This window comes from Leucobacter sp. cx-328 (assembly GCF_014530035.1).
Taxonomy (GTDB): Bacteria; Actinomycetota; Actinomycetes; order Actinomycetales; family Microbacteriaceae; genus Leucobacter.
In genome coordinates this window covers 608,711-630,926 of sequence record NZ_JACVMX010000001.1, presented here as the reverse complement: position 1 = coordinate 630,926, position 22,216 = coordinate 608,711, and the positions used below count along the sequence as shown (strand labels likewise).

The window sequence follows — 22,216 nt, the reverse complement described above, 5'->3', positions numbered from 1 at the left end:
ACAAAAAGCACCCATCCACCGGAATAAGGCAGACAAGATGCGAGTTTGACCTGACAAATAGAAACACTGACATAAAAAATGTCACTGAATTATTCATCCAAAAAAGGAATCTCCAACACAAACCAAACGGTTCATGCCAGGGATAAAAAATTGGCATTTGACAATCAAGTGCACACTATTGAGTTCTCAAGGACCAGACACTCCCCGTACCGACCAAACCAATGGCCTTCCGAAAAGCAGTCCAACAACCAAAACCCGTAGGTTTCGGTTAACCGCAAGCGAATCAACCAGGCCAGCGATGCTGCCCGGCTGCGTTGCGGCGACAAAGGAATACATTACGCCGATCCACACCCCAGCGCAAACCCAGACCACATCCCGGGCGCGCCCCCACCACTCCCCCAAGCCACCACCAGAAAACCCGCAAAAGCAACACCCGACCACAGCTTGGAATGATCCGCGCCCCGCACCCGAAAAACCACGGCCAACAGCCAACGTCAACCCCTCGAAAACGATAGTTCCCAACAAAAACAGGGGTTACTTGCGCAAGAAAGGGGCAATCTCGCTAAAACAGTCCCTTCTCGACAAGGTAGTGAGCGAAGACAGCCGCAAGGGAGAGCCCCACGCGAGCACGCACCACAGCTGAAGCTGCTTAGATGGATCCGTGAACAATTCAGTCCCGGCCAACGAGCCACTCAGTCCTCCCCCGTCGCCCGCCGATTTCGGCTTCACGGTCGAGCATCGGCTCGAGAATGATGGCGAGCATGGTTCTGATGGCCGCCCGCTGGGCCGTACGGGAACGATCCGCACTCCGCACGGTGAGATTCAGACGCCGGCCTTCATTCCGGTCGGAACCAAGGCGACGGTGAAGTCGCTGCTTCCCGCGACCGTGCGCGAGCTCGGTGGCCAGGCGGTTCTGTCGAACGCGTACCATCTGTTCCTGCAGCCTGGTAGCGACATCGTTGATGAGGCCGGCGGCCTCGGCAAATTCATGAACTGGGACGGACCGACGTTTACTGACTCGGGTGGGTTCCAGGTCATGTCACTCGGCGTTGGCTTCAAGAAGGTCATCTCGATGACTGAGAACATGCACGAGTCCGACGCCGTGATCGCGAAGAACAAGGAGCGTCTCGCGCACGTGGACGAGGACGGCGTCACCTTCAAGTCGTTCATCAACGGCGACCGTCACCGCTTCACCCCCGAGATTTCGATGCAGATTCAGCACCAGCTCGGTGCTGACATTATGTTTGCGTTCGACGAGCTCACCACGCTCATGAACACGCGCCGCTACCAAGAGGATTCGGTCGATCGCACCGCGCGTTGGGCGGTTCGTTGCCTCGATGAACACGCACGCCAGACGGAAGAGCGCACTCACCGTCCTTACCAGGCGCTGTTTGGTGTTGTGCAGGGCGCGCAGTATGAGGATCTCCGCCGCAAGGCGGCAAGCGGTCTCGCAACGATGACCGGTGCAGACGCCGAGGGCCAGATGTTTGACGGCTTCGGCATCGGTGGCGCGATCGAGAAGAGCCAGCTCGGTGAAATCTGTGGCTGGGTGACTGACGAGCTTCCCGAGAATAAGCCTCGTCACTTGCTCGGTATCTCCGAGCCTGATGACCTCTTCGCAGCGGTCGCCGCCGGTGCCGACACGTTCGACTGTGTCGCTCCCTCGCGCCAGGCGCGTGGCGGCACGATGTACTCGAGTCGTGGTCGCATCAACGCAAAGGCTGCGACCCAGCGTCGCAACTTCGGCCCGATCGATGACAACTGCGATTGCTACACCTGCGAGAACTACACCGGCGCATACCTGCACCACCTCTTCAAGGCGAAGGAAATGGTGTCGTCAACGCTCGCGACTATCCACAACGAGCGTTTCATCGTTCGACTGGTGGATCAGATCCGCGAGTCGATGATTGACGGTACGTTTGCTGAGTTCCGCGACGAGACGCTCGGCCGTCTCTACCCGAAGAAGTCCAAGCAGGACTAGCCGGGAGAACACGAAGGAGGCGGTGAGTCTGGATTTCCAGATTCACCGCCTCCTTCGTTGCGTGGAGGACTGCGGCGCCTGCGCCGCGATCCGCGCTACTTGATCTGTGCGGTCTCAGCGCGACGTACCGCGCTGATGATGCGGGTCGTAATTGGCAACAGCACGATCTCGGCCAGGACCTTCACGACGTAGCCGAGCACGATGTACATGATGAAGTCAACGCCGGTGATGATTCCGGCGAACGCGATGGTGCAGAATACGACGGTGTCGAGCAGCTGGCCGGCCATAGTCGAAACGATCAGGCGGGTACGCAGGTATCGACCGGCAGTGCGCTGGCGCATCTTGTCAAGCACCCAGGCGTTCAGCAACTGGCCGATGAGGAAAGCCACAAGGCTCGCGGCCACAATGCGCGGGACAAAGCCAAGGACAGCCGCAAAGGCCTCCTGGTTCTCCCAGCCATCAGCTGGCGGCGAGATCTGCACCAGCAGAATCGTGAGCGAGGCGACCACCGCGAGCGCAAACGCCGTGAAGATCGCACGGCGTGCGGCTTTGAGGCCGTAGACCTCGGCGAGCACATCACCCAAGATGTAGGCGAGCGGGAAGAGGAACACTCCCCCGTCAAAGATCATCGGCAGCGAGAACGCACCGAATGAGATCTCACCAAATGTGATCGGCTTGACTGCGACCACATTCGAGATGAGCAAAATACCAACGAACGCTGCAGAGATCGTTGCGTACCGTGCGCCAGCCGATGCGGCTCGCGCACCAGGGGTCACATACTTATTCGCCTCACCAGTGGTGTTTTCGGGGGCCACAGTCACGTCCAGATTATTCATCGATCACGCCCACACCGAGTGCACCGCGGATCATGTCCATGTTCAGCTTAGCTGCCACCCGCGCACCGTTGCCGGCCGCGATGATGAGCTGCTGGGGGCCGGGCGGCACGATGTCGCCCGCGGCGAAGACGCCGCGCTGCGAGGTTTCGCCCTTGTCGTTGACTTGCACGAGTCCCCAATCGTCACGATCGAGGTCGAGGTCGCCGAGGAATTCGATGGGTGCGTGCCAGCGCGGGCGGAGGAAGCCGCCTACGCGCGGAATAACCTCGCCATCGACCAGTCGGACGCCGGTCATGTCGGCTTTTTCACCGACGATGTCTGCAATTTCACGGCGTTCGACGCGAATGCCGATCGCTGCAAGTTGCGCTTCTTGTTCTGGGCGGATCGTGTCTGCACCGTTGGTGAACACGATCAGGTCAGAGCTAAAGCGGCTAATCAGCAGCGCACGCGCAAACAGGTCACTGGTTTCACCAATGAGCACGAGCGGACGGTCTGACTTTTCGAAGCCGTCACACTCGACACACGAGTGCAGCGCGGTGCCGTAGTAGGCGCGCACCATCGGGAACTTCGGGAGCTCTTCGGTCAGGCCAGCAGTGACGAGCACGCGACGAGTAATGAACTCGACGTCGGCCGCACCTCGCACGCCCTTTGCCTGCACCCGGAAGCCGATGCCGTCGGGGAAGCCGACAGCGATCGCATCAGCTTCGCTCAGCCGCTCAACCGAGTGGGTGACCGCCTGCGCGAAACGCGCAGTGGGGTACGCCTCGAATTCCTCACGGCCGAGGCGGCGCAGCTCGAGTGGAGATGCGCCGTCTCTGGTGAGGAACCCGTGCGACTGCAAGGTTGCAGCGTGGCGGGGTCGGTTACTATCGATGATCGCAATTCGGCGGTTCGCCCGGACGAGCTGCAGGCCTGCAGAAAGTCCGGCGGGACCACCACCAATGATGACGACGCCAAACGGCTTCGAATCATCGATTTGCGGTGCGGGTTCGACGACCCCAGCCATGCGTTACTCCTTGGGTTCTGCGTTCTGTGCGAGGTGATCGAGCAGGCGCTCGAGACGCGCAAGCGTCTCGTCCTTGCCGAGGAGCTCGAACGACTCGAAGAGCGGCGGCGAAACGCGGCGGCCCGAAGCTGCAACACGGAGTGCGCCGAATGCAACGCGGGGCTTCAGACCGAGACCCTTTTCAGGGTCGGTCAGCGCGTCCTGCAGAGCGTTCTGAATATTTTCGGTGTTCCAGTCAGTCTCTGCGATAGCCGAGAGTGCTGCCGAACCTGCCGAAAGTGCCTGCGGCGAATCAGCGCGCAGCGACTTCAGGCCGTCTTCGTCGTACTGCAACTGAGCTGCGGTCGTGAAGAGGAAGCCGAGCATGCCAACGACCTCGGAGAGCACGACAATACGGCTCTGCACGAGCGGCACTGCGCGACGAACAATGTCAAGCTTCTCAGCACTCGGCTCGACGGGCAGTGCGCCACCTGCGATGAGGTACGGCACGATGCGGTCGAAGAAATCGTCTTCGGTCAGCAGACGGATGTGGTCTGCGTTGATTGAGTCAGCCTTCTTCTGGTCGAAGCGGGCCGGGTTCGGGTTCACGTTGACGATGTCGAATGCCTCGACCATCTCGTCACGGGTGAAGACGTCACGGTCTGCCGAGAACGACCAGCCGAGCAGCGACAGGTAGTTGATGAGGCCCTCGGGGATGAAGCCGCGCTCACGGTGGAGCAGCAGGTTCGACTCAGGGTCACGCTTCGACAGCTTCTTGTTACCCTCACCCATGACGTACGGCAGGTGGCCGAAGCGCGGGATTGCGGGCTCGAGGCCCAGCTCGACGAGTGCGCTATGCAGCGCAATCTGGCGCGGGGTCGACGAGAGCAGGTCTTCACCACGAAGCACATGGGTGATGCCCATGAGCGCATCATCAACGGGGTTGACGAGCGTGTAGAGCGGAGCGCCGTTCGGGCGAACCACGACGAAGTCAATGGTCGAGCCAGCGGGGAAGGTCACGTCGCCACGAACAAGGTCGTCGAACGAAAGATCAGTGTCGGGCACGCGGAAGCGCAGTGCGGGCTGACGGCCCTCTGCACGGAACGCAGCAATCTGCTCGTCCGTCAGGTCGCGGTCGTAGTTGTCGTAGCCGAGCTGCTTGGGGCGGCCGGCCGCGATGTTGCGAGCGTCGATCTCTTCTGCGGTCGAGTAGCTCTCGTAGAGGTACCCGCCCTCGCGAAGCTTCTCGATGATGCCCTGGTAGATCTCGCCACGCTGCGACTGACGGTACGGACCGTGCTCGCCACCCGCGTCGATTCCCTCGTCCCAGTCAAGACCGAGCCAACGCAGGGAGTCGAGGATCTGCGCGTAGCTTTCTTCGCTATCGCGCGCAGCATCGGTGTCTTCGATACGGAAGACGAACTTGCCGCCGGTGTGGCGCGCGTATGCCCAGTTAAACAGGGCAGTACGAACCATGCCGACGTGCGGCGTTCCGGTCGGAGATGGGCAGAAGCGCACACGGACATCAGTGCCGGTGGCCTGCGAGAACTGGGGTGCATCGCTGTGAGACATCATCACCATTCTAGACCCGTTTACCAGAAGTGGGGCGTTACTCCACAGGCGCGCGGTCGTTCCCTGCGTTTGTGGCCGTCGAACCGGAGCGGATCGTCGCCACAACGCCGACCACCATGAGTGCGCCTGCGATGACCGAAAGGAGCGGGAATCCGCCAGCAGAGAAGAACAATCCGGACACCGCACCGAATGCCGCGCCAGCGATATTCATGATCGTGTCTGACTGTCCCTGACGCTTTGGGCGGATTGAGTTCGGGGTCAGCTCTGTGAGCAACGATGCGCCCGCGACAGTCACTGCGCACCAGCCAAGTCCCACGAGCGTCAGCGCGATTTGAATCAAGGTTGAATTCTCGCCTGCGGTCGCGGTGCCCACCGCAGAAATACCGAGGATCACGAACCCCAGTACCATCACCGGTCGCGCGCCAATCTTGCCCGCAAGCAAGCCAGCGAGCGGCGACAGCGCGTACATGCCAGCAATGTGCAGGCTAATCGTGAAGCCAATGAACGTCACTGAGGCGCCATGATCGCGCAGATGCAGCGGCGTCATGGCCATAAGACCCACCATTGTCGCGTGCGCCATCGCGATCGCGGTGATCACAGCAAACTGACGGATCGACGCCTCACGTCGCAACGCGGCCGTCTGCAGTACCGTCGCTCCGGTATCGACGCCGGTGGAGGCGACCGATGCCTGCGCGGTGAGCAGCGGATCAGGCCGCAGCATAATCCACACCACGAGCCCGGCGAGCAGCTGAGCGACCGCAGCAAACACAAAGACACCGCTGAGCTCAGGGATTCCAATGCGTTCGCCGAGCCAAGCACCCGGCGCGAGCAGGTTCGGTCCGGTCACCGCACCGATCGTGATTGACCACACCACGAGCGAAAGATCTCGTGAGCGCGTCTTCTTAGTCGCAAGGTCGGCAGCAGCAAACCGCGACTGCAGCTGCACCGCAGAACCAACACCGAGCAGCATCAGGCCTATGAACAACAAGCTCGCCGCAGGCAGTGCCGCAGCCAGGATGACGGTGATCGCACCACAGAGGGCGATGAGATTGCCGGTGGCGAGGGCGATCCGCCGCCCCTTGCGCATGGCAAGGCGCGCAAGCGGGATACCGGCCGCCGCTGCGCCGGCAGTGCTCAGCGTTGACGCGAGGCCAGAGATTGCCGGGTTGCCGGTGATGTCGGCGATGAGGAGCGCGCCGGCTGAGAAGGAGGCCCCGATGCCGAGGCCTCCCAGAATGGTAGCGATCGCGAGGATCGCCACCGTGCGCCGCTGGATCGTGCGGCGGATTTCAAGCGTGCTCACTGCACGTCACCGCTCACCGGAAGGATTCCCCACGGCGAGCCATCAACCTGCGCAAGGAGGCGCTTCGCCAGGCGCACCTGGGGGCTTTCGTTTGCGGTTGCCATCGACACAAGGCCAATGCGGCGGTAGCGAGGCGGATCGAGCGTCAGCGCTACGGCCCCCTCAGGGAGCGAGGGCGCAGCAGCAAGCGCGAGGCCAGCGACGAGCACGACGGCGCCACCGGCGGCCGCCATTGCGAGCATTGCCGGGACGTTGTCAGTCTCCTGAATGATGTCAGGCTCGAAGCCGTGGTCGGCAGCGGCAGCGAGCAAGTGGCCACGACACTTTTCACAACCGGCGATCCAGTGCTCTGATGCATAGTCAGCGAGGTCGGCCGATCCACTCGCGGGGACGTTGTGACGGTCTGAGACGACGAGGTAGACGTCCTCCCGCCACATAGGGAGAAACGCGCTACCTGCTGGTAGGCCAACCGCGCCCTCATAGTCGAAGATCAACGCACAATCGACCTCGCCGTCACGCAGCATCGCAGCGGCCTCGGGCGGCTCCGCCTCGCGGTACTGCAGCGAGACGTCGGGCGCCTCGATGGCAAGCTTGCGCATGAGTTCGGGCACGATCGTCGCAGACGACGATGGGAAGCCAACAAGGCGCAGCGTTCCGGCTCGTTCACCTCGGAGGTCATCGATCGCCGCGAGGGCAGCGTCGATCTCGGCTACGACCGTGCGGCCGTGCTCTGCGAGGATCTGGCCTGCGTTCGTCAGGCGAATACCGCGACCGGAGCGCTCAATAAGCGGCACAGCGAGACGCGTCTCCACGCGCTTGATGCGCTGGCTAATGGCAGGCTGACTGAGCCCGAGCACACCTGCCGTCGAGGTGAGCGATCCCGTCACCGCGAGCGTGTGCAAGATGCGAAGCTCGGTCGAATCGATCGTGCCGAGCGGGTCTCCGGTAATGCGCTGCGTATTCACACGCACATCATAACCCCACTGGAAGGGTTTGATAAGAAACATTCAGTTTTCTTATTTCACGCGCGGCCGTATCGTGGCACCATGAGCACCACATTCAGCGACGATTTCGACGCAGCACCCGGCTACCTCTCAGCGTGCACCGTGGGTGTGCCGACGCGCGCCACGACCGCCGCGATGCAGGAGTTCCTTGCAGATTGGTCCCGCGGGGGCCTCGATGCTGTCGCACTGGGCGCCTCGGCCGAGCGCTCCCGCGCCCTGTTCGCGCGCATCGCTGGCGTCTCCCCCGATGAGGTGGCGATCGGCTCACAAACCTCGCAGCTGGTTTCCGTCATCGCGACCGCGGTACCAGATGGCGCCGAGGTACTGTGCGCCGCTGGCGATTTCTCCTCGCTGACGCACCCGTTCGAGCAGTTGGCGGATCGCGACGTCACCGTCCGATACGCCCCGCTCGCCGAGCTGGCAGCGGCTATCCGCCCGGAGACCGCGCTCGTCGCTTTCTCGCTCGTGCAATCGGCAACAGGCGAGGTGGCGGATCACGAAGCCATCAGCGCTGCCGCCGCAGCTCATGGCGCGCGCACCTGCGTCGACCTCACCCAGTCGCTCGGCTGGCTGCCCATCGGCGCCGAATCCTTTGACTACACCGTCTGCCACGCCTACAAATGGCTGTGCGCGCCACGCGGTACGGCATTCATGACCGTCCGCCGCGAGCGTATGCACGATGCCACCCCTGTCGCGGCAGGCTGGTGTTCCTCAGACGACCCATGGACGGCGACCTACGCTGGTCACACTCCACTGTCGGAAACCGCGCGCCGCTTCGATCTGTCGCCAGTGTGGCCAGCGCTCACGGGAACCGAACGTGCGCTCGAGTACTTTGCGGGGCACGATGCTGACGCGATCCACGACCATGTGTTGCGCCTCGCAAATGCGGCACGACACGAGCTGGGTCTCGCGCCAGGTGATTCGGCGATTGTGACGTGGGCGGATCCCGATGGTTGCGACCTCGCGCGCATGCAGGCCGCTGGCATCACCGCGTCTGGAAGAGCAGGAAACGCCCGCATCGCGTTCCATGTCTGGAACTCCGATGCGGACGTTTCGATGCTTGCGGAGGCGCTGCGCGACTAGTCGGCTGCGGGAACCTCGATAATCTCTGGCGCTGCAGACTCGGCAACTGCCGCAGCCGCATCGTCCTTGTCCTGCTGGGTCGCAACCAGCTGACCGCATGCGCCGTCGATCTCCTTGCCGCGCGTATCGCGGAGGGTCGTCGGAATGCCGGCAGCATTCAGGCGGTCGACAAACTCGCGCGTGACGGGCTTCGTCGACGAGGTCCAGATCGAACCCGGGGTCGGGTTGAGCGGGATCGGGTTGACGTGCACCCAGCCACGGCCGCGCTGGTTCAGACGGTCTGCGAGCAGATCGGCGCGCCATGCGTGGTCGTTCATGTCCTTGATGAGCGCGTACTCGATGGAGACGCGGCGACCGGTCTTCTCGTAGTAGTGGTACGCGGCGTCAAGCACCTCGTCGACCTTCCAGCGGCTGTTCACCGGGATAAGGTCGTCGCGCAGCTGATCGTCAGGCGCGTGCAGCGACAGCGCGAAGGTGATGGGGAGGTCCTCATCAGCGAGCTTGCGGATCGCGGGCGCGAGACCAACGGTCGACACCGTGATGCCACGTGCGCTCATGCCGAGGCCCTCGGGCGACGGCGCAACCATGCGGTGCACAGCGTTCATGACGCGCTTGTAGTTGGCGAGGGGCTCGCCCATGCCCATAAACACGATGTTGTTCACGCGCTCAGCCTCAGCACCGTTACCGGCGCGACGCTTGCGACCGAGGCCACCCTCAGCGATCACGCGGTTCGCCTGCACGACCTGATCGAGAATCTCAGCGGTCGACATATTGCGGGTCAGGCCAGCCTGGCCGGTCGCGCAGAACGGGCAGTTCATGCCGCAGCCACACTGGCTCGACACGCACAGCGTGATGCGGCCCGGGTAGCGCATGAGCACCGACTCCACGAGCGCACCGTCAAAGAGACGCCAGAGGAACTTGATCGTGTCGCCGTCATCGGTCACGAGGCGCTTCACCTCGGTGAGCAGCGGCGGGAAGAATGCTGCAGCAACCTCGTCACGACGGCCCTTTGGCAGATCAGTCATCTGCTCGGGATCGGTCGTGTGATGCTCGAAGTAGTGCTTCGAGATCTGCTTCGCACGGAACTTGGGCAGGCCAAGCTCGACGATCTTCGCCTCGCGCTCAGCGAGGGTCATATCTGCGAGGTGTGTGTCAGGCTGCTTCACGCGCGGCGAAGCGAACTGCAGGGTCGGGCGGCCATCGGCCGAGGTGAGCTGCTTCCAGCCCTCAGTCTTCGGACGAACCTGCGCGCGCGGCGCAGCGTCACCGGAACGAGGGCGCGTCTTAGTGAACTTCGGTTCTTCCGCAGCCGTGCCGTGATTGAGCTTGTTGGGATCCATTACCCACTATTGTCGCATCTCAACTTGGGAGCGTCGAAACGCGACAGGAAGTTAGGCGGCGCGCACGGGGTTTCGCAGCGTGCCGATGCCCTCGATGTGTACCTCAACGGTGTCACCCTCGACAATCGGGCCAACACCGGCTGGCGTACCCGTCAAGATGATGTCGCCAGGCAACAGTGTGAAGGCCTGCGATGCATAGGAAACGATCCGCGCCAAATCGAAAATCAACTGCGAGGTGCGACCCTCCTGGCGAAGCTCTCCGTTCACGCGGGTCGTAATGAGCGCGTCTGCGAGGTCGGGATCGGTCTCGACGACCGGGCCGATCGGGCAGAACGTGTCAAAGCTCTTGCCACGCATCCACTGACCATCGGCGATCTGAATGTCGCGCGCCGTGACATCATTCGCGCAGGTGAATCCGAAGACCACCGAGAGCGCTTCTTCTTCGGTGACGTTCTTTGCGACCGCACCAATGATGATTGCGAGCTCGCCCTCGTGCTCCACGCGCTTCGAGATCGAAGGTAGGAGGATTGGGTCGCCAGGGCCAATCACTGAGGTGTTCGGCTTCAGGAACAGCAAGGGCGCATCGGGCGTGGGAGCTGGCCCCGTGAGTTCCGCCATCTCGGCAACGTGGTCGGCATAGTTCTTGCCAACGCACACCACCTTCGAACGCGGAATCACGGGAGCCAGCAGACGCACGTCAGCGAACGGGATGCGCCGTCCGGTCGTGTCGTACTCAGCCATCATCGGATCGGAAGACAGCTCAACGACCTCTATGCCGTCGCCAGACTCTGCCTGGTCGAGGATGCCAAAGGAGATCTCTCCCTCGTACTCATAGCGTGCGACCTTCATGCGATCCGCCTCTCCGATGCCGTGAAATTAAGGTGCTGGGACGAACTCAGTCAGCCAGTTGCGGCTGTCTGCAACGGCACCAGTCTGGATGCCAGTGAGCTCTTCGCGAAGCGACATTGTGAGCGCGCCGGGAGCGTTCTCACCGAAATCGATCTCGAACTCGGGTGCCTTGAGCTTGCCGATCGGGGTGATCACAGCAGCGGTGCCACACGCGAACGCCTCGACGATGCTGCCGTCAGCTGCGCCTGCGCGCCACTCGGCAACGGTCACCGCGCGCTCCTCGACCTTGTGGCCGCGAGCTTCTGCGAGTTCGATGAGGCTACGACGGGTGATGCCGGGCAGAATGTTGCCATTCAGCTCAGGAGTGAGCAGCGTGCCGTCAGCGCGCACGAGGAAGAGGTTCATGCCGCCGAGCTCGTCGATGCGGCCCTCCTCCTGCGCATCGGTGAAGAGCACCTGCTGGCAGCCATTCTCAGCTGCCACCTGCTGCGGAAGCAGCGAAGCCGCGTAGTTGCCGCCGCACTTTGCAGCGCCGGTTCCGCCGCTGCCTGCGCGCGACAGACCCTGCGACAGCCAGATCGAAACGGGCTTCACGCCACCGGTGAAGTATGCGCCGGAGGGGCACGCGATCACGAGGAAGCGTGCCTTCTCAGCCGCACGAACGCCGAGGAAGCTCTCGTCAGCGATCATGAACGGACGGAGGTAGAGGCTCTGGTCCTCGCCACCGGGTACCCAGTCAGCGTCAATCTGCACGAGCTGGCGGCAAGCCTCAACGAAGAGCTCTTCGGGGAGCTCAGGCAGCGCCAGTCGCGCAGCCGACTCGTTGAGACGACGTGCGTTCTCAACGGGGCGGAAGCTGACGATCGAGCCGTCTTCGCGACGGTATGCCTTCAGGCCCTCAAAAATCTCCTGACCGTAGTGCAGGACCGACGAACCCGGATCAATCGCGAGCGGACCGTACGGCAGGACCGCCGCATCGTGCCAACCCTCTTCACGGCTCCACGAGATGGAGACCATGTGATCGGTGAAGTAGTTACCAAAGCCAGGGTTTGCGAGGATCGCTTCGCGCTCGGCTGCGGGGAGGCGTACCGCCTCCGAAAGGGTGAAGGTGAGGTCAGTCATGACGTCAGCTTTCTCGCGCCAATGGCGCGGTGAAAAAGTGGGTGGTGAGATTATGCTCGCGCAGGAAGCTGGGCAATCACAGCGTCGCCGACTTCAGTGGTCGAACGTGCTGCATCGCCGCGGCCTGCGAGGTCCGCACGAACTGCCGCGCGAACGCGTGCAGCTTCGTCTGCGAGCGAGAGGTGATCGAGCATCAGTGCCACGGACAGGATGGCCGCCGTGGGATCCGCGATCTGCTGACCCGCAATATCGGGTGCAGAGCCGTGGACGGGCTCGAACATGCTCGGGAACGTGCCATCGGGATTGATGTTGCCGCTGGCTGCGAGGCCGATGCCGCCGCCGATAGCGCCGGCCAAATCAGTGAGGATATCTCCGAACAGGTTATCAGTCACGATCACGTCGAAGCGCGACGGGTTCTGAACCATGTGGATCGTTGCTGCGTCAACGTGCATGTAGTCGACCGCGATCTCGGGGTATTCCGCAGCAACGGTCTTAACGACGCGCTGCCAGATTGCGCCAGCGTGCACGAGCACGTTGGTCTTGTGTACCCAGGTGAGCTTCTTGCGTTCACGCGAAGCAGCAACCTGGAATGCGTGACGCACGATGCGCTCCACGCCGAACGCGGTGTTCACCGAAACCTCAGTTGCGACCTCGTGCACGGTGCCCTCGCGAAGACGGCCACCGTTGCCAACGTAGGGACCTTCGGTGCCCTCGCGCACGACAACGAAGTCAACCTCGCCAGGCTCCTTCAGCGACGAATCAACGCCGGGGAACAGCGTGCAGGGACGCACGTTTGCGTAGTGATCAAAATCGAAGCGGAGCTTCAGGAGGAGGCCACGCTCGATGTTCGCATTCGCGAGGCGCGGATCGCCAGGAGCACCACCAACAGCGCCAAAGAGAATGACGTCGTTCTCGGCAATGGCTGCCTGCTCAGCTGCGGGAAGTGTCTCGCCGGTTTCAAGGAAACGCTCTGCGCCAAGCTTGAACTCGGTGCGGTTCAGAGCGACATCGCTGCCTGCGAGCACTGCGTCGAGTACTCGGTTTGCCTGCGCAGTAACTTCCTGACCAATTCCGTCACCGGGAATTACTGCAAGGTTGATGGTGCGTGTCACTGAACACTCCTCCTTTGATGTGCCGTCATGGCAATGCCGGACACCCTGACAACTTCACGCCGCCAAGGCATACATGACGCGACATCGAGCCACCATGGCAATCGACGTAACGTCGTGGCGACGCTTGGTTCGCCCACTCCCCCAGCATACCGCCGAGAAGATGCCATGAAAGCGCCATGACGACACATTGCGCACTGTGAGGCACGAGCACGCGCCCCTCGCCAAGCATCAGCACTCAGCACCAAAACCGGCGGAATTACGCGCGACATTCCCGAGCGCAGTCGCCAATTAGACAAGGGTAGGACGGCGTGGGTTATAGTTATCAGGTTGCCAGGTGCACAGCACCGGGACAGCATGGTGGGCATAGCTCAGTTGGTAGAGCACCGGCTTGTGGTGCCGGTGGTCGCGGGTTCAAGTCCCGTTGTCCACCCCAAATGGGAGAGGTTCAAACCCTCGACAAGAGTCACCACTCTTTGTCCGGTTTGAATCTCTCCCTTTTCTTTGCCTGGGCTGCCCAGTTCAGCGCATTCATCTGCTCCTCCGTATCGCAGAGCGTACCGAATGGCCGCTCGTATTCGACGCGGCTGTCGCCCTCTTCTTCGATGAAGATTCGATAGAAGAACGCTTGGTTGCACAGTCGCCGGTTCGCGTCATCTGCTCGCTGGTAGATGCCGACGATGTTGGCGAGTAGCCCGAGCGAATCGTCGAGGTGGGCCCTAGCCGAAGCGTATTCGTCGTGGTGTGCTTCGAGTCGGTGTTGAATATCGCCGATTTGGTTCGCGATGCGGTCTTGTTCTTTCTTGAGCAAGTCAAGCGGAACTGCACCTGCGTAGTGTGCTTGCAGTAGCTTCATGCGTTCGTCATCGAGCCGGTCTCGTTTGGTCGTGAGCCGTGAAAGTTCCTTTGCTTCGTTGGCCATGAGCTGGTCAAAGTCGGCGTGGATTTTCCCAGCGAGGTCTTGCCTCATTTCGGGTGATACCTCGATCATCTCGTAGTACTTTTCGATGAGCATCGCCTGCCGGGTGCGCTCAGTCCTACCGGAGTGCCGACCTGAGCACACGAAGTACGGATAGACGTTGCCGTGCCGGTTCTTCGCGTTTGTGATGATCAGCCGCTCGCCGCACTGCCCGCAGTACACGGTGCCCTTCAGATAGTGCTCATGCACCTGGGTCGCGTCGGCAGCTGACTTGTGTGAATCGAGCAACGCTTGAACTTGGTACCAGACTTCTTTCGGCACAATCGGCTCGTGTGTGCCCTTGCAGGTTGCACCTTTGAAGGTCACGTCTCCCTTGGAATACGGGTTCGTCAGCAGTCGGTGCAGCGTCGAGATCGCGATCGGTTTCGATGGGCGTTTTGGTGTCGCTAGAGTCCTGAGTCCACGGGCGATCAGCTCACGGTGAATCTGGGCCAATGTCCAACGGCCTGACGCGTACGCCTGGAACGCCCAGGTGATACGAGGTGTCCGCTCTTCATCTACTTTCACGGTGCGGTTTTCTCGACCGAACTCGTTGCGCACACCGATATTGATGTAGCCGATCGGTGCTCGATTTGTGGTGCCACCCTGCGCGGCTTTCTGTGTGAGTCCCTTGACCGTTTCAGTCGCGAGGTCGGGTCTGATGCTTGTTGAGGTGACAATTTGGTCAGGCCGCGAGTGCGACCTGTTTGTTCATGATGGTCTCGTACTCGATCGGCGTCAAACGCCCTAACCGGGCCTGTCTGCGGCGTCGATAGGAAGTGCGCTCGATCCAAGCCACGATCGCTAACCGGAGCTCGTCCCGAGTCGTTCAGGTCTTTCGGTTCAGGACGTTTTGCTGGAGCAGACTAAAGAACGACTCCATCGCCGCGTTGTCACCCGCAGCACCCACACGCCCCCTCGAGCCGGCCATCCTGTGACCGGTGAGAGTGCGCTGTAGTTTCCGGCTTCGAAATCGGAAAGCCATAGCTCGTTCGGAGCAGCCGCTACGAACTCGCGCTGCACCAGGTCGTCATGCACGGGTGGGCCAGGCTTTCTGCTCTTCCCGCGGGTTTTCTTCTTCCCGAACGCTGACCACCACTGCTGATCACGGCAGAGCCGCCACGCAGTTCTGTTAGCCATCTGCTCGCCGAGGCTCTTCGCTTCGTCGGCGAGGAACCGGTACCCGAACTCGGGGTCTTCAAGATGGGTGTCGTGGAGCGCGTTCGCGCGATACGCCTGCGCGAGGTCACGCCCGGTAACAGGGCTGCGGAGCCAGCGGTAGTAGGGCTGGCGTGAAAGCTTCAATCCCCGGCACGACACCTGGACGTGGATTCCGTCGCTGGCGAGTTCTTTCACGAGCGGGGAGAGCCCGTCCCGGCAGGTGCGCCTGGGAAAGATACGCGGCCGCACGGCGGAGCACTGCCACTTCTTGTTCGAGGAGTTTGTTCTGTTTGCGACGCTCACGCAGCTCAGCATTCTCGGAACGGGTGACACTGGGTTTCTGGCCATGTTCGACGCGTTCTTCTCGGGGCCATTTATCGAGCGTGTCGACGTGGATTCCGAAGTCTTTCGCGATCTGCGCGAGTGTGACTTCTGGGTCGCGATCCAACGCGATCTTTACGACGTCGTCACGGAACTCTTTGGGGTAACGAGGGGGTATGGGTTCATCTTTCCAGGCCAGCAGAAACCAGCCATGTTGAATGACCTGACCTACGGTTTGGTTTCCAGTACGGGTAGCTAGTCGATGGCCTTCATGAAAGGCTCACCCACATGCCACGCCCCTACCCACCAGAGTTCCGTGAACGCGCAATCGCGCTCGTCCGCGAAGGCCGACAGATCAAACAAACCGCAGTCGACCTCGGCATCCACGAGGTCACCCTGCACTCCTGGCTCCGTCAAGACGATATCGATCACGGTCGCAGGCCAGGCAGATCCACCAGCGAAGACGCGACTCTGCGCGCAGCACGAGCCCGGATCAGACAGCTCGAGCAAGAGCTAAAGATCGTGAAACTCGCCTCGAAATGGTTGACCGAGGAGGAACGCGTCGACCCAAAAGGGCACACCCGGTGATCGACCGTCTCGTCGACACCGGGGCGCCCGTAGATACCTGCTGTCGACTCCTGGGTGTTTCCCGGCAGGGCTACTACCGGTATCGGAAACGTCCCACGAGCGCTACGCAGTTGCGGAGGCAATGGCTCACGGGTCTGATTCGTGAAATTCACACGGCTTCACGCGGAACCTATGGGTACCGGCGCATTCATGCTGAGCTCACCATCGGGATGGAGATCCCGTGTTCGACTCGACTGGTCTCAGTACTGATGACGAAGAGCGGTATGTACGGGCTTCCGGGCCCGACTCGGGTGAAGCGGTTGAAAGGCGTGGCTACTGCTGATGATCTCGTGCATCGCAAGTTCCACCGACTGTCGCCGAACGAGCTTTGGGTGACGGATATCACCGAGCATCCCACGCGGGAAGGAAAAGTGTTCTGTGCGGCAGTGCTTGACGCGTGTAGCCGGAAGATCGTGGGTTGGGCAATCGATTCCAAGCAGGATTCAACGCTCGTGGTCAATGCGCTCGACATGGCGCTCCGCGCAAGAACACCAGCCCCAGGTGGCATCGTCCACGCTGACCACGGAGTCCAATTCACGTCGTGGGCGTTCACCCAGAAGATCCGTTCTGCAGGGCTCCTGCCGTCGTTCGGGACCGTCGGTGATGCGCTCGACAACGCGATGATGGAATCGTTCTGGTCCTCGATGCAGATCGAGCTGCTCAACCGGAAGAAATGGAAGACGCGGATTGAGCTCGCGAACGCGATATTCGAGTACATCGAGGTGTTCTACAATCGCAGGCGAAGACACTCGTCTTTGGGTTATCAAACACCCACCAATTTTGATCTCGCCTTCTCGGATCAGTTAACATCCGCCTGAAACTAGCGACCAAGACTGGAAACCAAACCGTAGGTCAGGTCAGAATGTCACCTAAACGTGCATCAGACCCGGTTGACACGATATCTCCGGCACACACTCGGTAGCTATATGGAAGATCCGCAATCAACAGTCCAAGAGCTACAACTAACAGCAGCCCTAGAGCAGAAAAGACAATTGCCGCCTGACGAGTGACCATAGTTCTCCTCCATCGACATTGGATAACACTACTGGTACAGTCACATACTCAAGAGGCTAGAGTCGCCGCTAACGAGCCTCCCGGGCAGCCAACCTCGACACCCAGGTACTACGCTCACGGCACCCTGGTGCGACGCCGGCCAGGAGCGCCGCTGCGAGCGTAGAAGGTATGAAGCATACGACCCCCTCACGCTCCGCATCTCAGCAGTTCTCGCCGCCACCACGTTACTCGGTATCACCTTGACGGGCTGCGGCGCGATCGACAAGCTCCAGAAATCCACTGCTGACGCCTGGGCGGTCACCTACGAGCTGTCCGTAGACGGCGGCGACGACCCCGAGAACGCGATGCTCAGCGACGTCGCCTACCTCGATCAGCCTTCGCGAACTGAGGAGCGCACATCGGTGAGTGCAGGCACTGTCACCACCGCGGGCACTAATGGTGGCAGCGCGACGTGGTCGGTCGATTCAATCCTTGTCGTCGGGGATACGGCAAAAATCACAGCGACCGCAGCCGAAGGGCAGCGCGCGACGTGCAGGATCCTGCTCGACGGCGAGAGAGCGCTCGCCAGCGAGACCGGCGAAGCTGGCGTCGCGGTCACATGCAGCGCGACCGCTCCCCCGTTTGACAGCTGACCCGCAGCCGCGAACCGCTAGTTTGCGTCGATCGTCGGGAACGTCCAGGTGCCGTCAAGAACTGCGGGCCGCGGCCGGTACAGCCTCACAAGGTAGTTCCAGCCTTCTGGGAGCGGCAGGTAGTTCGGCGCGCTCGAGTCGCCCCCGAAGTGCACAGTGATAGCCCCGTCGGCATCTCGCACACCAGTGACACTGTTCACCGAATATGCGCCGAGCTCGTTCGGTTCGAAGAAGCCCTCGGCGTTGTAGAGCGAGATCGACCAGAACCCGTCGACAGGGACATCGGACACTCGCAGCGTGTACGCGCCGACCGGCAGCCGCGGTTCAACGTTCGCGTAACTCGCTTCTGCCGCGGGCAGGCCGCCCCACCCCGCGACTGTTCCCAACAGGTGGTGAACAGGGTCGACGTCCTCGCGGCGCCCGAAGCACTTCTCAAGGCTTCCCAGTCCACGAGATAGCGTGAGCAGCGACTCACGAGTCTCGGTGAAAGTAGCCTCGTCGATGGGGGCCGGCGCAAACTGGCGTCCTCCGTTTGACGTGAGGGCCAGTCCGTCCTGGAGCCGATTCACCTCGGCCACATCTGCTGCGTTCTCCGGGTCCACAAGGATTCGCCCCGCAGCACACACGAAATCAGTGCCGAGCTCTTCCGCCGTGAGCTCGTAGGTCCCTGGCTCGTGCAGCACACGGTTAATGTAGTGATCCTGGTTAACGAGCATCACCGAGATGTATCTTCCGTCAGCCTCGGGGATGGTAATCGTGGCCCCCTCAGATACGTCGATGATCGCCGCGCTATAGAGCGTGTCGCGATTCATGCGAATCACAGTCTGCTGATCGATCGGAGTGGGAACTCTGAAGTGATTCCAGACGTTTGACGAGCCGGCTGACGCAGCGATACCGGCGAACATTCGCTCGCTTTCGGCTCGCGCAAAGTTCTCGAAAGTGACGATTGCAGGAGTAGAGTTCATACAGCAATCCTCTCGCTTGAATAGTGCGCTCCGCATCACCCATTATTGATGAACCGCGCTTGCGTTGGCGAGAATTCATGGGCACGCTTGTGCGCCGGAGAGGGAAACATGACTGCACTACATATTGGCGAGGTGTCGGGCATCTCGGGCACCCCAGCACTGCTTGACGCAAGCAAGTTCAACCGCCACACATTCTGGTGCGGTCAGAGCGGGAGTGGTAAGACATACGCGCTTGGCGTTGTTCTCGAGCAACTGCTCCTCGAAACGGAACTCCCGACACTCATTCTTGATTCAAACGCAGATTTTGTCCGCATTCGCGAATCGCGAGCAAGCGCGGCACCAGACGCAGCTCAGCGCTGGCGTGAGATCGACACCCGGGTCTTCCGGTCCGGTGCCAGCAGCGACGCGCCGCTGCATGTGCGCTACCTTGATCTGTCGCCCGCGGCCAAGGCGGCGGTGCTCAGGATCGACCCCATCGCGGACGCTGAAGAATACAACGCGCTGTTGCACTTTGAGGGTGACGCTGGAACCTTCGATGGCGCACGAATGGTCGCTGCGCTCAGGTCGAGCGGAGATGCGGCGCGTATGCGGCTCGCAAACCGGATCGAGAACCTGCAGGTCCTTGAGTGGGATCTATGGTCGCGAGGGGACGCTTCTGTCACGGACGTGATCGCTGAACGCCCGCGTGCCACCGTCCTCGACATCGGCGGCTTTGATCATCCCGACGAGTCTCGAGTAGCAGCTCTGGCGGTTATCGAGCGGCTCTGGGCAGAACGTGAGTCGCGACGGCCGCTCCTTATCGTGATCGACGAGGCGCACAATCTCGCCTCGCCAGAACCGCGAACCGCGGTGGAGCGGGAGCTACTTGCGAGACTCATGCAGATCGCCGCTGAGGGTCGAAAGTTTGGGCTGTGGTTGTTCCTCTCAACGCAGCAGCCCACAAAGATCCACCCGAACATTCTGTCGCAGTGCGACAACCTCGGGCTCATGCGTGTCAACGCTCCGCGAGACCTCGCCGAGATTGCCGCCGTGTTCGGATTCGCGCCAGAGGAACTCGTCGCGAGAGCGCAAGAGTTCCGTCAGGGGCAGGCTCTGTTTGCCGGAGGGTTTATCGACCGGGCGACGATCGTCCAGATGGGTGAGCGGCTTTCAGAGGAGGCGGGCGGAGACGTCAGGGTTCCGCTGAAAACTTCCGCTTAAAACTTTACTCTGAGTCTGCTGCGGTGGCCCGGGGCCGGGAATCGGGCGCAGTTTTCTCGCGCTCATCTCGCTCAAGCACCCGGGCAGCCTCAAGCGCTTCCTCGGCGACCCTCAGATCTAGTTCGGCGAACACGACCTTGCGCTTCTTGAACGTCGTTACCTGACGTACCCGTTCAGGCCCTTCCTCCGCATCTTCGATGGTCATCACGATATATGCGCAAGCAACCAGGGTAACCTGAGCCGAAAGGCTGAACCAGAGCAGCAGTGCGACGAGTGACGAGAACGTCGCAAGAAGTGGGTTGTTGTCGACACCTCCAAGGAAGAGTCCAGAGAGCTGTTGCAGCACGACAAGCCCTGCACCGCCGAGCAGTGCGCCGGGTGCGATCTGGGAGACTGCCGCTTTGCGGCCCGAGAGCAGCCAAAACAGCCACGCGATGATTACTGCGTCGAGCAGGAACGTGACGGCGACGGTGCCCAGTCGGGTGAGAATCTCTGCGCTACCTCCTGCCGAAGTGCCGAACCAATCGAGCACGGAGTCCACAAAGGTCGACCCAAGAAATGAGACGGCTGCCGACACCAGGATCAGCACCCCGAGCGAGAGAGCGAACAGTAAGTCGACGGCACGCGTCAGAGCCACACTCGAACGCTCGTGACGGGTAGCGGCTATCGACCGGATCGACATCCGTACGTTCGCAACACCCCCAAGCAGTGCCCACAGCAGCACTGCGGTCGAGAGTATCGGTGCGGCAAAACTTGATCGAATGTCAGGCAGGTGAGACACGTCGACGAGCGCGCTGCCGTCCATGGCAACAAGCCCCGGGATGACCGCGTTCACGGTCTCGACGAGGACTACCCAGAAGTCGTCTCTCGATAAGACATAGTTTGAGACGAACGAGAACCCCAGATAGACGCCAGCGAAGACCGCGAACAGCATGCGAAAGGTAATTGCGGCTGACAGGAGTCCGCCTCGGTGGTGGCTGTAGGCAAGGAACGCCCGCACAATGCGGAGCCGCAGGAGGGTCGATTCGGCTCGCCTGCGCGCCAGCGCGAACCTCGAGGTAAATGCCATCCGGCTGCCGCGTCCTCGCCTAGGCTGCGGCCTTCTTGCCCTGCTCGTGCTTCTGGAGAGTCCGCTTGAACACGAGGCCCATGAGAATCCACCCGCCGAGCGCTGTCACAATCCATACGACGAGAGGCGCGAGCACCCAGCCGAGCCCGGTGATTGTCAGCCCGTCTGGGAACAGGGTTGCGACCCACAACGCCACGAGAGTTGAGACGAGCCCGATCCCGCCGAGAATGGCCGAGGCGTACTGCCTGGCGAGATTAAAGATGAACGGGCTCAGCACAGACTGCGCCAACGCGAAGACAAGCACCGCAACGACGAACCCCGCAGCATGGACCGTCACCTGCGGCAGGATCCAGTTCGCAATAAGGAGCGCCGCCGCGGCGCTAATTACATGCGAGACGAGGTTCAGCAAAAATCTGATCACAGCGCGGCCAGTCCCTTTCCAATCACGGAGAAGCCAATGACAAGCAACAGTACCGCCATGATAGTGGAGTTGTTGTGAACGAGCCAGACACGCAGGCTTTCGAGCGGCGCCGCGAGCTTTTTCGAGGCGACGAGGAATGCAACGACGGGAGCAACAACCGTTGAGGCCGCGATCACCACGAACACCACCACACCACTGATCTGGACTGCCGGTGTCACGCCAGCTCCAATGATGAGCCCGGCAGATACCGCAAGCAGGAGGTTTTTCGGATTCACCGCGGCGAGCGCGAACGCGAGGAGGCCCGCGCGAACTGGGGACATCGAATCAAGTGCAGACATCCACTTCGGCAGTTCCGGTTCGGAACCGTCCTTGGGGCGCCCGCGCCACTGCTTGACGGCGAGGAGCACGAGCAGCGCTCCAACGATGATTTTCACGATCGCTGTAGCGGTGCCGCCGCCGCCCGCGCCACTGGCCGGAAGAACTGAGCTCAGCAGTGTGAAGGCGACGACTGCGACGACGATGCCCGCGAGCCAGCCCGTCATGAATCCGACACTCGAAGCGCGCGCGTTCGGCGCGAGCAGCATCAGAATCGTCGCGATTATTGGTAACGGACTAATTGCGATACCCAGCGCGAGTGGGAGGATGTCGCCGATCACCTGCCCCA

At 61.5% G+C, this 22,216-nt stretch carries 21 protein-coding genes, 1 tRNA gene and 1 pseudogene; 8 read left to right on the top strand and 15 right to left on the bottom strand.

Translation table 11 applies throughout. The annotated features are described in order from the left end of the window. Positions 1 to 661 precede the first annotated feature (661 nt). Entirely contained in the window at positions 662 to 1,981 is a 1,320-nt protein-coding gene (gene tgt / locus ICL81_RS02650; RefSeq protein WP_188033399.1) for a tRNA guanosine(34) transglycosylase Tgt, read from the top strand. Between the two features lie 95 nt (positions 1,982 to 2,076). On the opposite strand, the gene ICL81_RS02645 is transcribed toward tgt, so the two are convergent. The 5 genes from ICL81_RS02645 to ICL81_RS02625 are packed head-to-tail and all read right to left on the bottom strand — an operon-like array spanning position 2,077 to position 7,684. Next, entirely contained in the window at positions 2,077 to 2,817 is a 741-nt protein-coding gene (locus ICL81_RS02645; protein WP_188033398.1) for a queuosine precursor transporter, read from the bottom strand. Next, positions 2,810 to 3,823, bottom strand: a complete 1,014-nt coding sequence (locus ICL81_RS02640) for an NAD(P)/FAD-dependent oxidoreductase (protein WP_188033397.1) — start codon at positions 3,821 to 3,823, stop codon at positions 2,810 to 2,812. Before ICL81_RS02640 ends, ICL81_RS02645 begins: the two co-directional genes overlap by 8 nt. Before the next feature lie 3 nt (positions 3,824 to 3,826). Continuing rightward, a complete protein-coding gene (gltX, locus tag ICL81_RS02635) occupies positions 3,827 to 5,374 on the bottom strand; it encodes a glutamate--tRNA ligase (protein ID WP_188033396.1) in 1,548 nt (515 codons plus the stop codon). 37 nt (positions 5,375 to 5,411) lie between these two features. Then, entirely contained in the window at positions 5,412 to 6,677 is a 1,266-nt protein-coding gene (locus ICL81_RS02630) for an MFS transporter (RefSeq protein ID WP_188033395.1), read from the bottom strand. After that, positions 6,674 to 7,684 carry a LysR family transcriptional regulator gene (locus ICL81_RS02625; protein WP_223160513.1) on the bottom strand — a complete coding sequence of 337 codons (1,011 nt, stop codon included), beginning with the start codon at positions 7,682 to 7,684 and terminating at the stop codon, positions 6,674 to 6,676. Before ICL81_RS02625 ends, ICL81_RS02630 begins: the two co-directional genes overlap by 4 nt. Positions 7,685 to 7,723: 39 nt before the next feature. On the opposite strand from ICL81_RS02625, the gene ICL81_RS02620 reads away from it, so the two are divergent. Continuing rightward, on the top strand, positions 7,724 to 8,764 hold the full coding sequence (locus tag ICL81_RS02620) for an aminotransferase class V-fold PLP-dependent enzyme (protein ID WP_188033394.1): 1,041 nt from the start codon (positions 7,724 to 7,726) through the stop codon (positions 8,762 to 8,764). Here the strand turns inward: ICL81_RS02620 and rlmN are convergent. The 4 genes from rlmN to ICL81_RS02600 are packed head-to-tail and all read right to left on the bottom strand — an operon-like array spanning position 8,761 to position 13,187. Then, the gene (gene rlmN, locus ICL81_RS02615) at positions 8,761 to 10,104 is read right to left on the bottom strand and encodes a 23S rRNA (adenine(2503)-C(2))-methyltransferase RlmN (protein ID WP_188033393.1); all 1,344 of its coding nucleotides are present in this window, start codon (positions 10,102 to 10,104) and stop codon (positions 8,761 to 8,763) included. The two genes, ICL81_RS02620 and rlmN, sit on opposite strands and share 4 nt — an antisense overlap. A gap of 51 nt (positions 10,105 to 10,155) precedes the next feature. Continuing rightward, positions 10,156 to 10,953 carry a fumarylacetoacetate hydrolase family protein gene (locus ICL81_RS02610; protein WP_188033392.1) on the bottom strand — a complete coding sequence of 266 codons (798 nt, stop codon included), beginning with the start codon at positions 10,951 to 10,953 and terminating at the stop codon, positions 10,156 to 10,158. 27 nt (positions 10,954 to 10,980) lie between these two features. Next, entirely contained in the window at positions 10,981 to 12,075 is a 1,095-nt protein-coding gene (locus ICL81_RS02605; protein WP_188033391.1) for a branched-chain amino acid aminotransferase, read from the bottom strand. A 50-nt stretch (positions 12,076 to 12,125) separates the two neighbouring features. Further along, entirely contained in the window at positions 12,126 to 13,187 is a 1,062-nt protein-coding gene (locus tag ICL81_RS02600; RefSeq protein WP_188024910.1) for a 3-isopropylmalate dehydrogenase, read from the bottom strand. 357 nt (positions 13,188 to 13,544) lie between these two features. On the opposite strand from ICL81_RS02600, the gene ICL81_RS02595 reads away from it, so the two are divergent. Next, positions 13,545 to 13,620: transfer RNA gene (locus ICL81_RS02595), tRNA-His, on the top strand. Between the two features lie 30 nt (positions 13,621 to 13,650). On the opposite strand, the gene ICL81_RS02590 is transcribed toward ICL81_RS02595, so the two are convergent. After that, positions 13,651 to 14,670, bottom strand: a complete 1,020-nt coding sequence (locus tag ICL81_RS02590) for a recombinase family protein (RefSeq protein WP_353055395.1) — start codon at positions 14,668 to 14,670, stop codon at positions 13,651 to 13,653. Positions 14,671 to 14,827: 157 nt separating this feature from the next. Next, positions 14,828 to 15,757, bottom strand: a pseudogene (locus ICL81_RS02585) (integrase core domain-containing protein). Between ICL81_RS02585 and ICL81_RS11925 the strand changes: the two are divergent. From ICL81_RS11925 to ICL81_RS02575, 4 genes are all read left to right on the top strand, one after another. Continuing rightward, positions 15,650 to 15,883 carry a hypothetical protein gene (locus ICL81_RS11925; RefSeq protein WP_251381709.1) on the top strand — a complete coding sequence of 78 codons (234 nt, stop codon included), beginning with the start codon at positions 15,650 to 15,652 and terminating at the stop codon, positions 15,881 to 15,883. The pseudogene ICL81_RS02585 and the gene ICL81_RS11925 overlap by 108 nt on opposite strands. A 29-nt stretch (positions 15,884 to 15,912) precedes the next feature. After that, the gene (locus ICL81_RS11920) at positions 15,913 to 16,212 is read left to right on the top strand and encodes a transposase (RefSeq protein WP_251381626.1); all 300 of its coding nucleotides are present in this window, start codon (positions 15,913 to 15,915) and stop codon (positions 16,210 to 16,212) included. Further along, positions 16,164 to 17,069 carry an IS3 family transposase gene (locus ICL81_RS02580; protein WP_251381624.1) on the top strand — a complete coding sequence of 302 codons (906 nt, stop codon included), beginning with the start codon at positions 16,164 to 16,166 and terminating at the stop codon, positions 17,067 to 17,069. Before ICL81_RS11920 ends, ICL81_RS02580 begins: the two co-directional genes overlap by 49 nt. 435 nt (positions 17,070 to 17,504) lie before the next feature. Then, positions 17,505 to 17,897 (top strand): hypothetical protein, encoded by a 393-nt coding sequence (locus tag ICL81_RS02575; RefSeq protein ID WP_188033389.1) that lies wholly within the window; start codon positions 17,505 to 17,507, stop codon positions 17,895 to 17,897. Between the two features lie 17 nt (positions 17,898 to 17,914). Here ICL81_RS02575 and ICL81_RS02570 read toward each other — a convergent pair whose 3' ends face one another. Next, a complete protein-coding gene (locus ICL81_RS02570; protein ID WP_251381622.1) occupies positions 17,915 to 18,862 on the bottom strand; it encodes a DUF1214 domain-containing protein in 948 nt (315 codons plus the stop codon). A 108-nt stretch (positions 18,863 to 18,970) separates the two neighbouring features. Here ICL81_RS02570 and ICL81_RS02565 point away from each other — a divergent pair, with 108 nt between their 5' ends. After that, entirely contained in the window at positions 18,971 to 20,062 is a 1,092-nt protein-coding gene (locus tag ICL81_RS02565) for an ATP-binding protein (protein WP_188033388.1), read from the top strand. Positions 20,063 to 20,066: 4 nt separating this feature from the next. On the opposite strand, the gene ICL81_RS02560 is transcribed toward ICL81_RS02565, so the two are convergent. The 3 genes from ICL81_RS02560 to ICL81_RS02550 are packed head-to-tail and all read right to left on the bottom strand — an operon-like array spanning position 20,067 to position 22,208. Next, complete coding sequence (locus ICL81_RS02560) at positions 20,067 to 21,131, bottom strand: YihY/virulence factor BrkB family protein (protein ID WP_188033387.1); 1,065 nt, start codon at positions 21,129 to 21,131, stop codon at positions 20,067 to 20,069. 19 nt (positions 21,132 to 21,150) lie between these two features. Further along, positions 21,151 to 21,552 carry a phage holin family protein gene (locus ICL81_RS02555; RefSeq protein WP_188033386.1) on the bottom strand — a complete coding sequence of 134 codons (402 nt, stop codon included), beginning with the start codon at positions 21,550 to 21,552 and terminating at the stop codon, positions 21,151 to 21,153. Beyond that, entirely contained in the window at positions 21,549 to 22,208 is a 660-nt protein-coding gene (locus ICL81_RS02550; protein ID WP_353055394.1) for a GAP family protein, read from the bottom strand. Before ICL81_RS02550 ends, ICL81_RS02555 begins: the two co-directional genes overlap by 4 nt. Positions 22,209 to 22,216 lie beyond the last annotated feature (8 nt).

Bases quoted from the DNA above. Each gene is read 5' to 3' on its own strand.
- ICL81_RS11925 (WP_251381709.1), top strand. From the start codon at position 15,650: ATGTTCGACGCGTTCTTCTCGGGGCCATTTATCGAGCGTGTCGACGTG.
- ICL81_RS02620 (WP_188033394.1), top strand. From the start codon at position 7,724: ATGAGCACCACATTCAGCGACGATTTCGACGCAGCACCCGGCTACCTC.
- ICL81_RS02640 (WP_188033397.1), bottom strand. From the start codon at position 3,823: ATGGCTGGGGTCGTCGAACCCGCACCGCAAATCGATGATTCGAAGCCG.
- ICL81_RS11920 (WP_251381626.1), top strand. From the start codon at position 15,913: ATGCCACGCCCCTACCCACCAGAGTTCCGTGAACGCGCAATCGCGCTC.
- ICL81_RS02645 (WP_188033398.1), bottom strand. From the start codon at position 2,817: ATGAATAATCTGGACGTGACTGTGGCCCCCGAAAACACCACTGGTGAG.
- ICL81_RS02610 (WP_188033392.1), bottom strand. From the start codon at position 10,953: ATGAAGGTCGCACGCTATGAGTACGAGGGAGAGATCTCCTTTGGCATC.
- ICL81_RS02570 (WP_251381622.1), bottom strand. From the start codon at position 18,862: ATGAACTCTACTCCTGCAATCGTCACTTTCGAGAACTTTGCGCGAGCC.
- ICL81_RS02625 (WP_223160513.1), bottom strand. From the start codon at position 7,684: ATGTTTCTTATCAAACCCTTCCAGTGGGGTTATGATGTGCGTGTGAAT.
- gltX (WP_188033396.1), bottom strand. From the start codon at position 5,374: ATGTCTCACAGCGATGCACCCCAGTTCTCGCAGGCCACCGGCACTGAT.
- ICL81_RS02605 (WP_188033391.1), bottom strand. From the start codon at position 12,075: ATGACTGACCTCACCTTCACCCTTTCGGAGGCGGTACGCCTCCCCGCA.
- ICL81_RS02580 (WP_251381624.1), top strand. From the start codon at position 16,164: ATGGTTGACCGAGGAGGAACGCGTCGACCCAAAAGGGCACACCCGGTG.
- ICL81_RS02565 (WP_188033388.1), top strand. From the start codon at position 18,971: ATGACTGCACTACATATTGGCGAGGTGTCGGGCATCTCGGGCACCCCA.
- rlmN (WP_188033393.1), bottom strand. From the start codon at position 10,104: ATGGATCCCAACAAGCTCAATCACGGCACGGCTGCGGAAGAACCGAAG.
- ICL81_RS02560 (WP_188033387.1), bottom strand. From the start codon at position 21,131: ATGGCATTTACCTCGAGGTTCGCGCTGGCGCGCAGGCGAGCCGAATCG.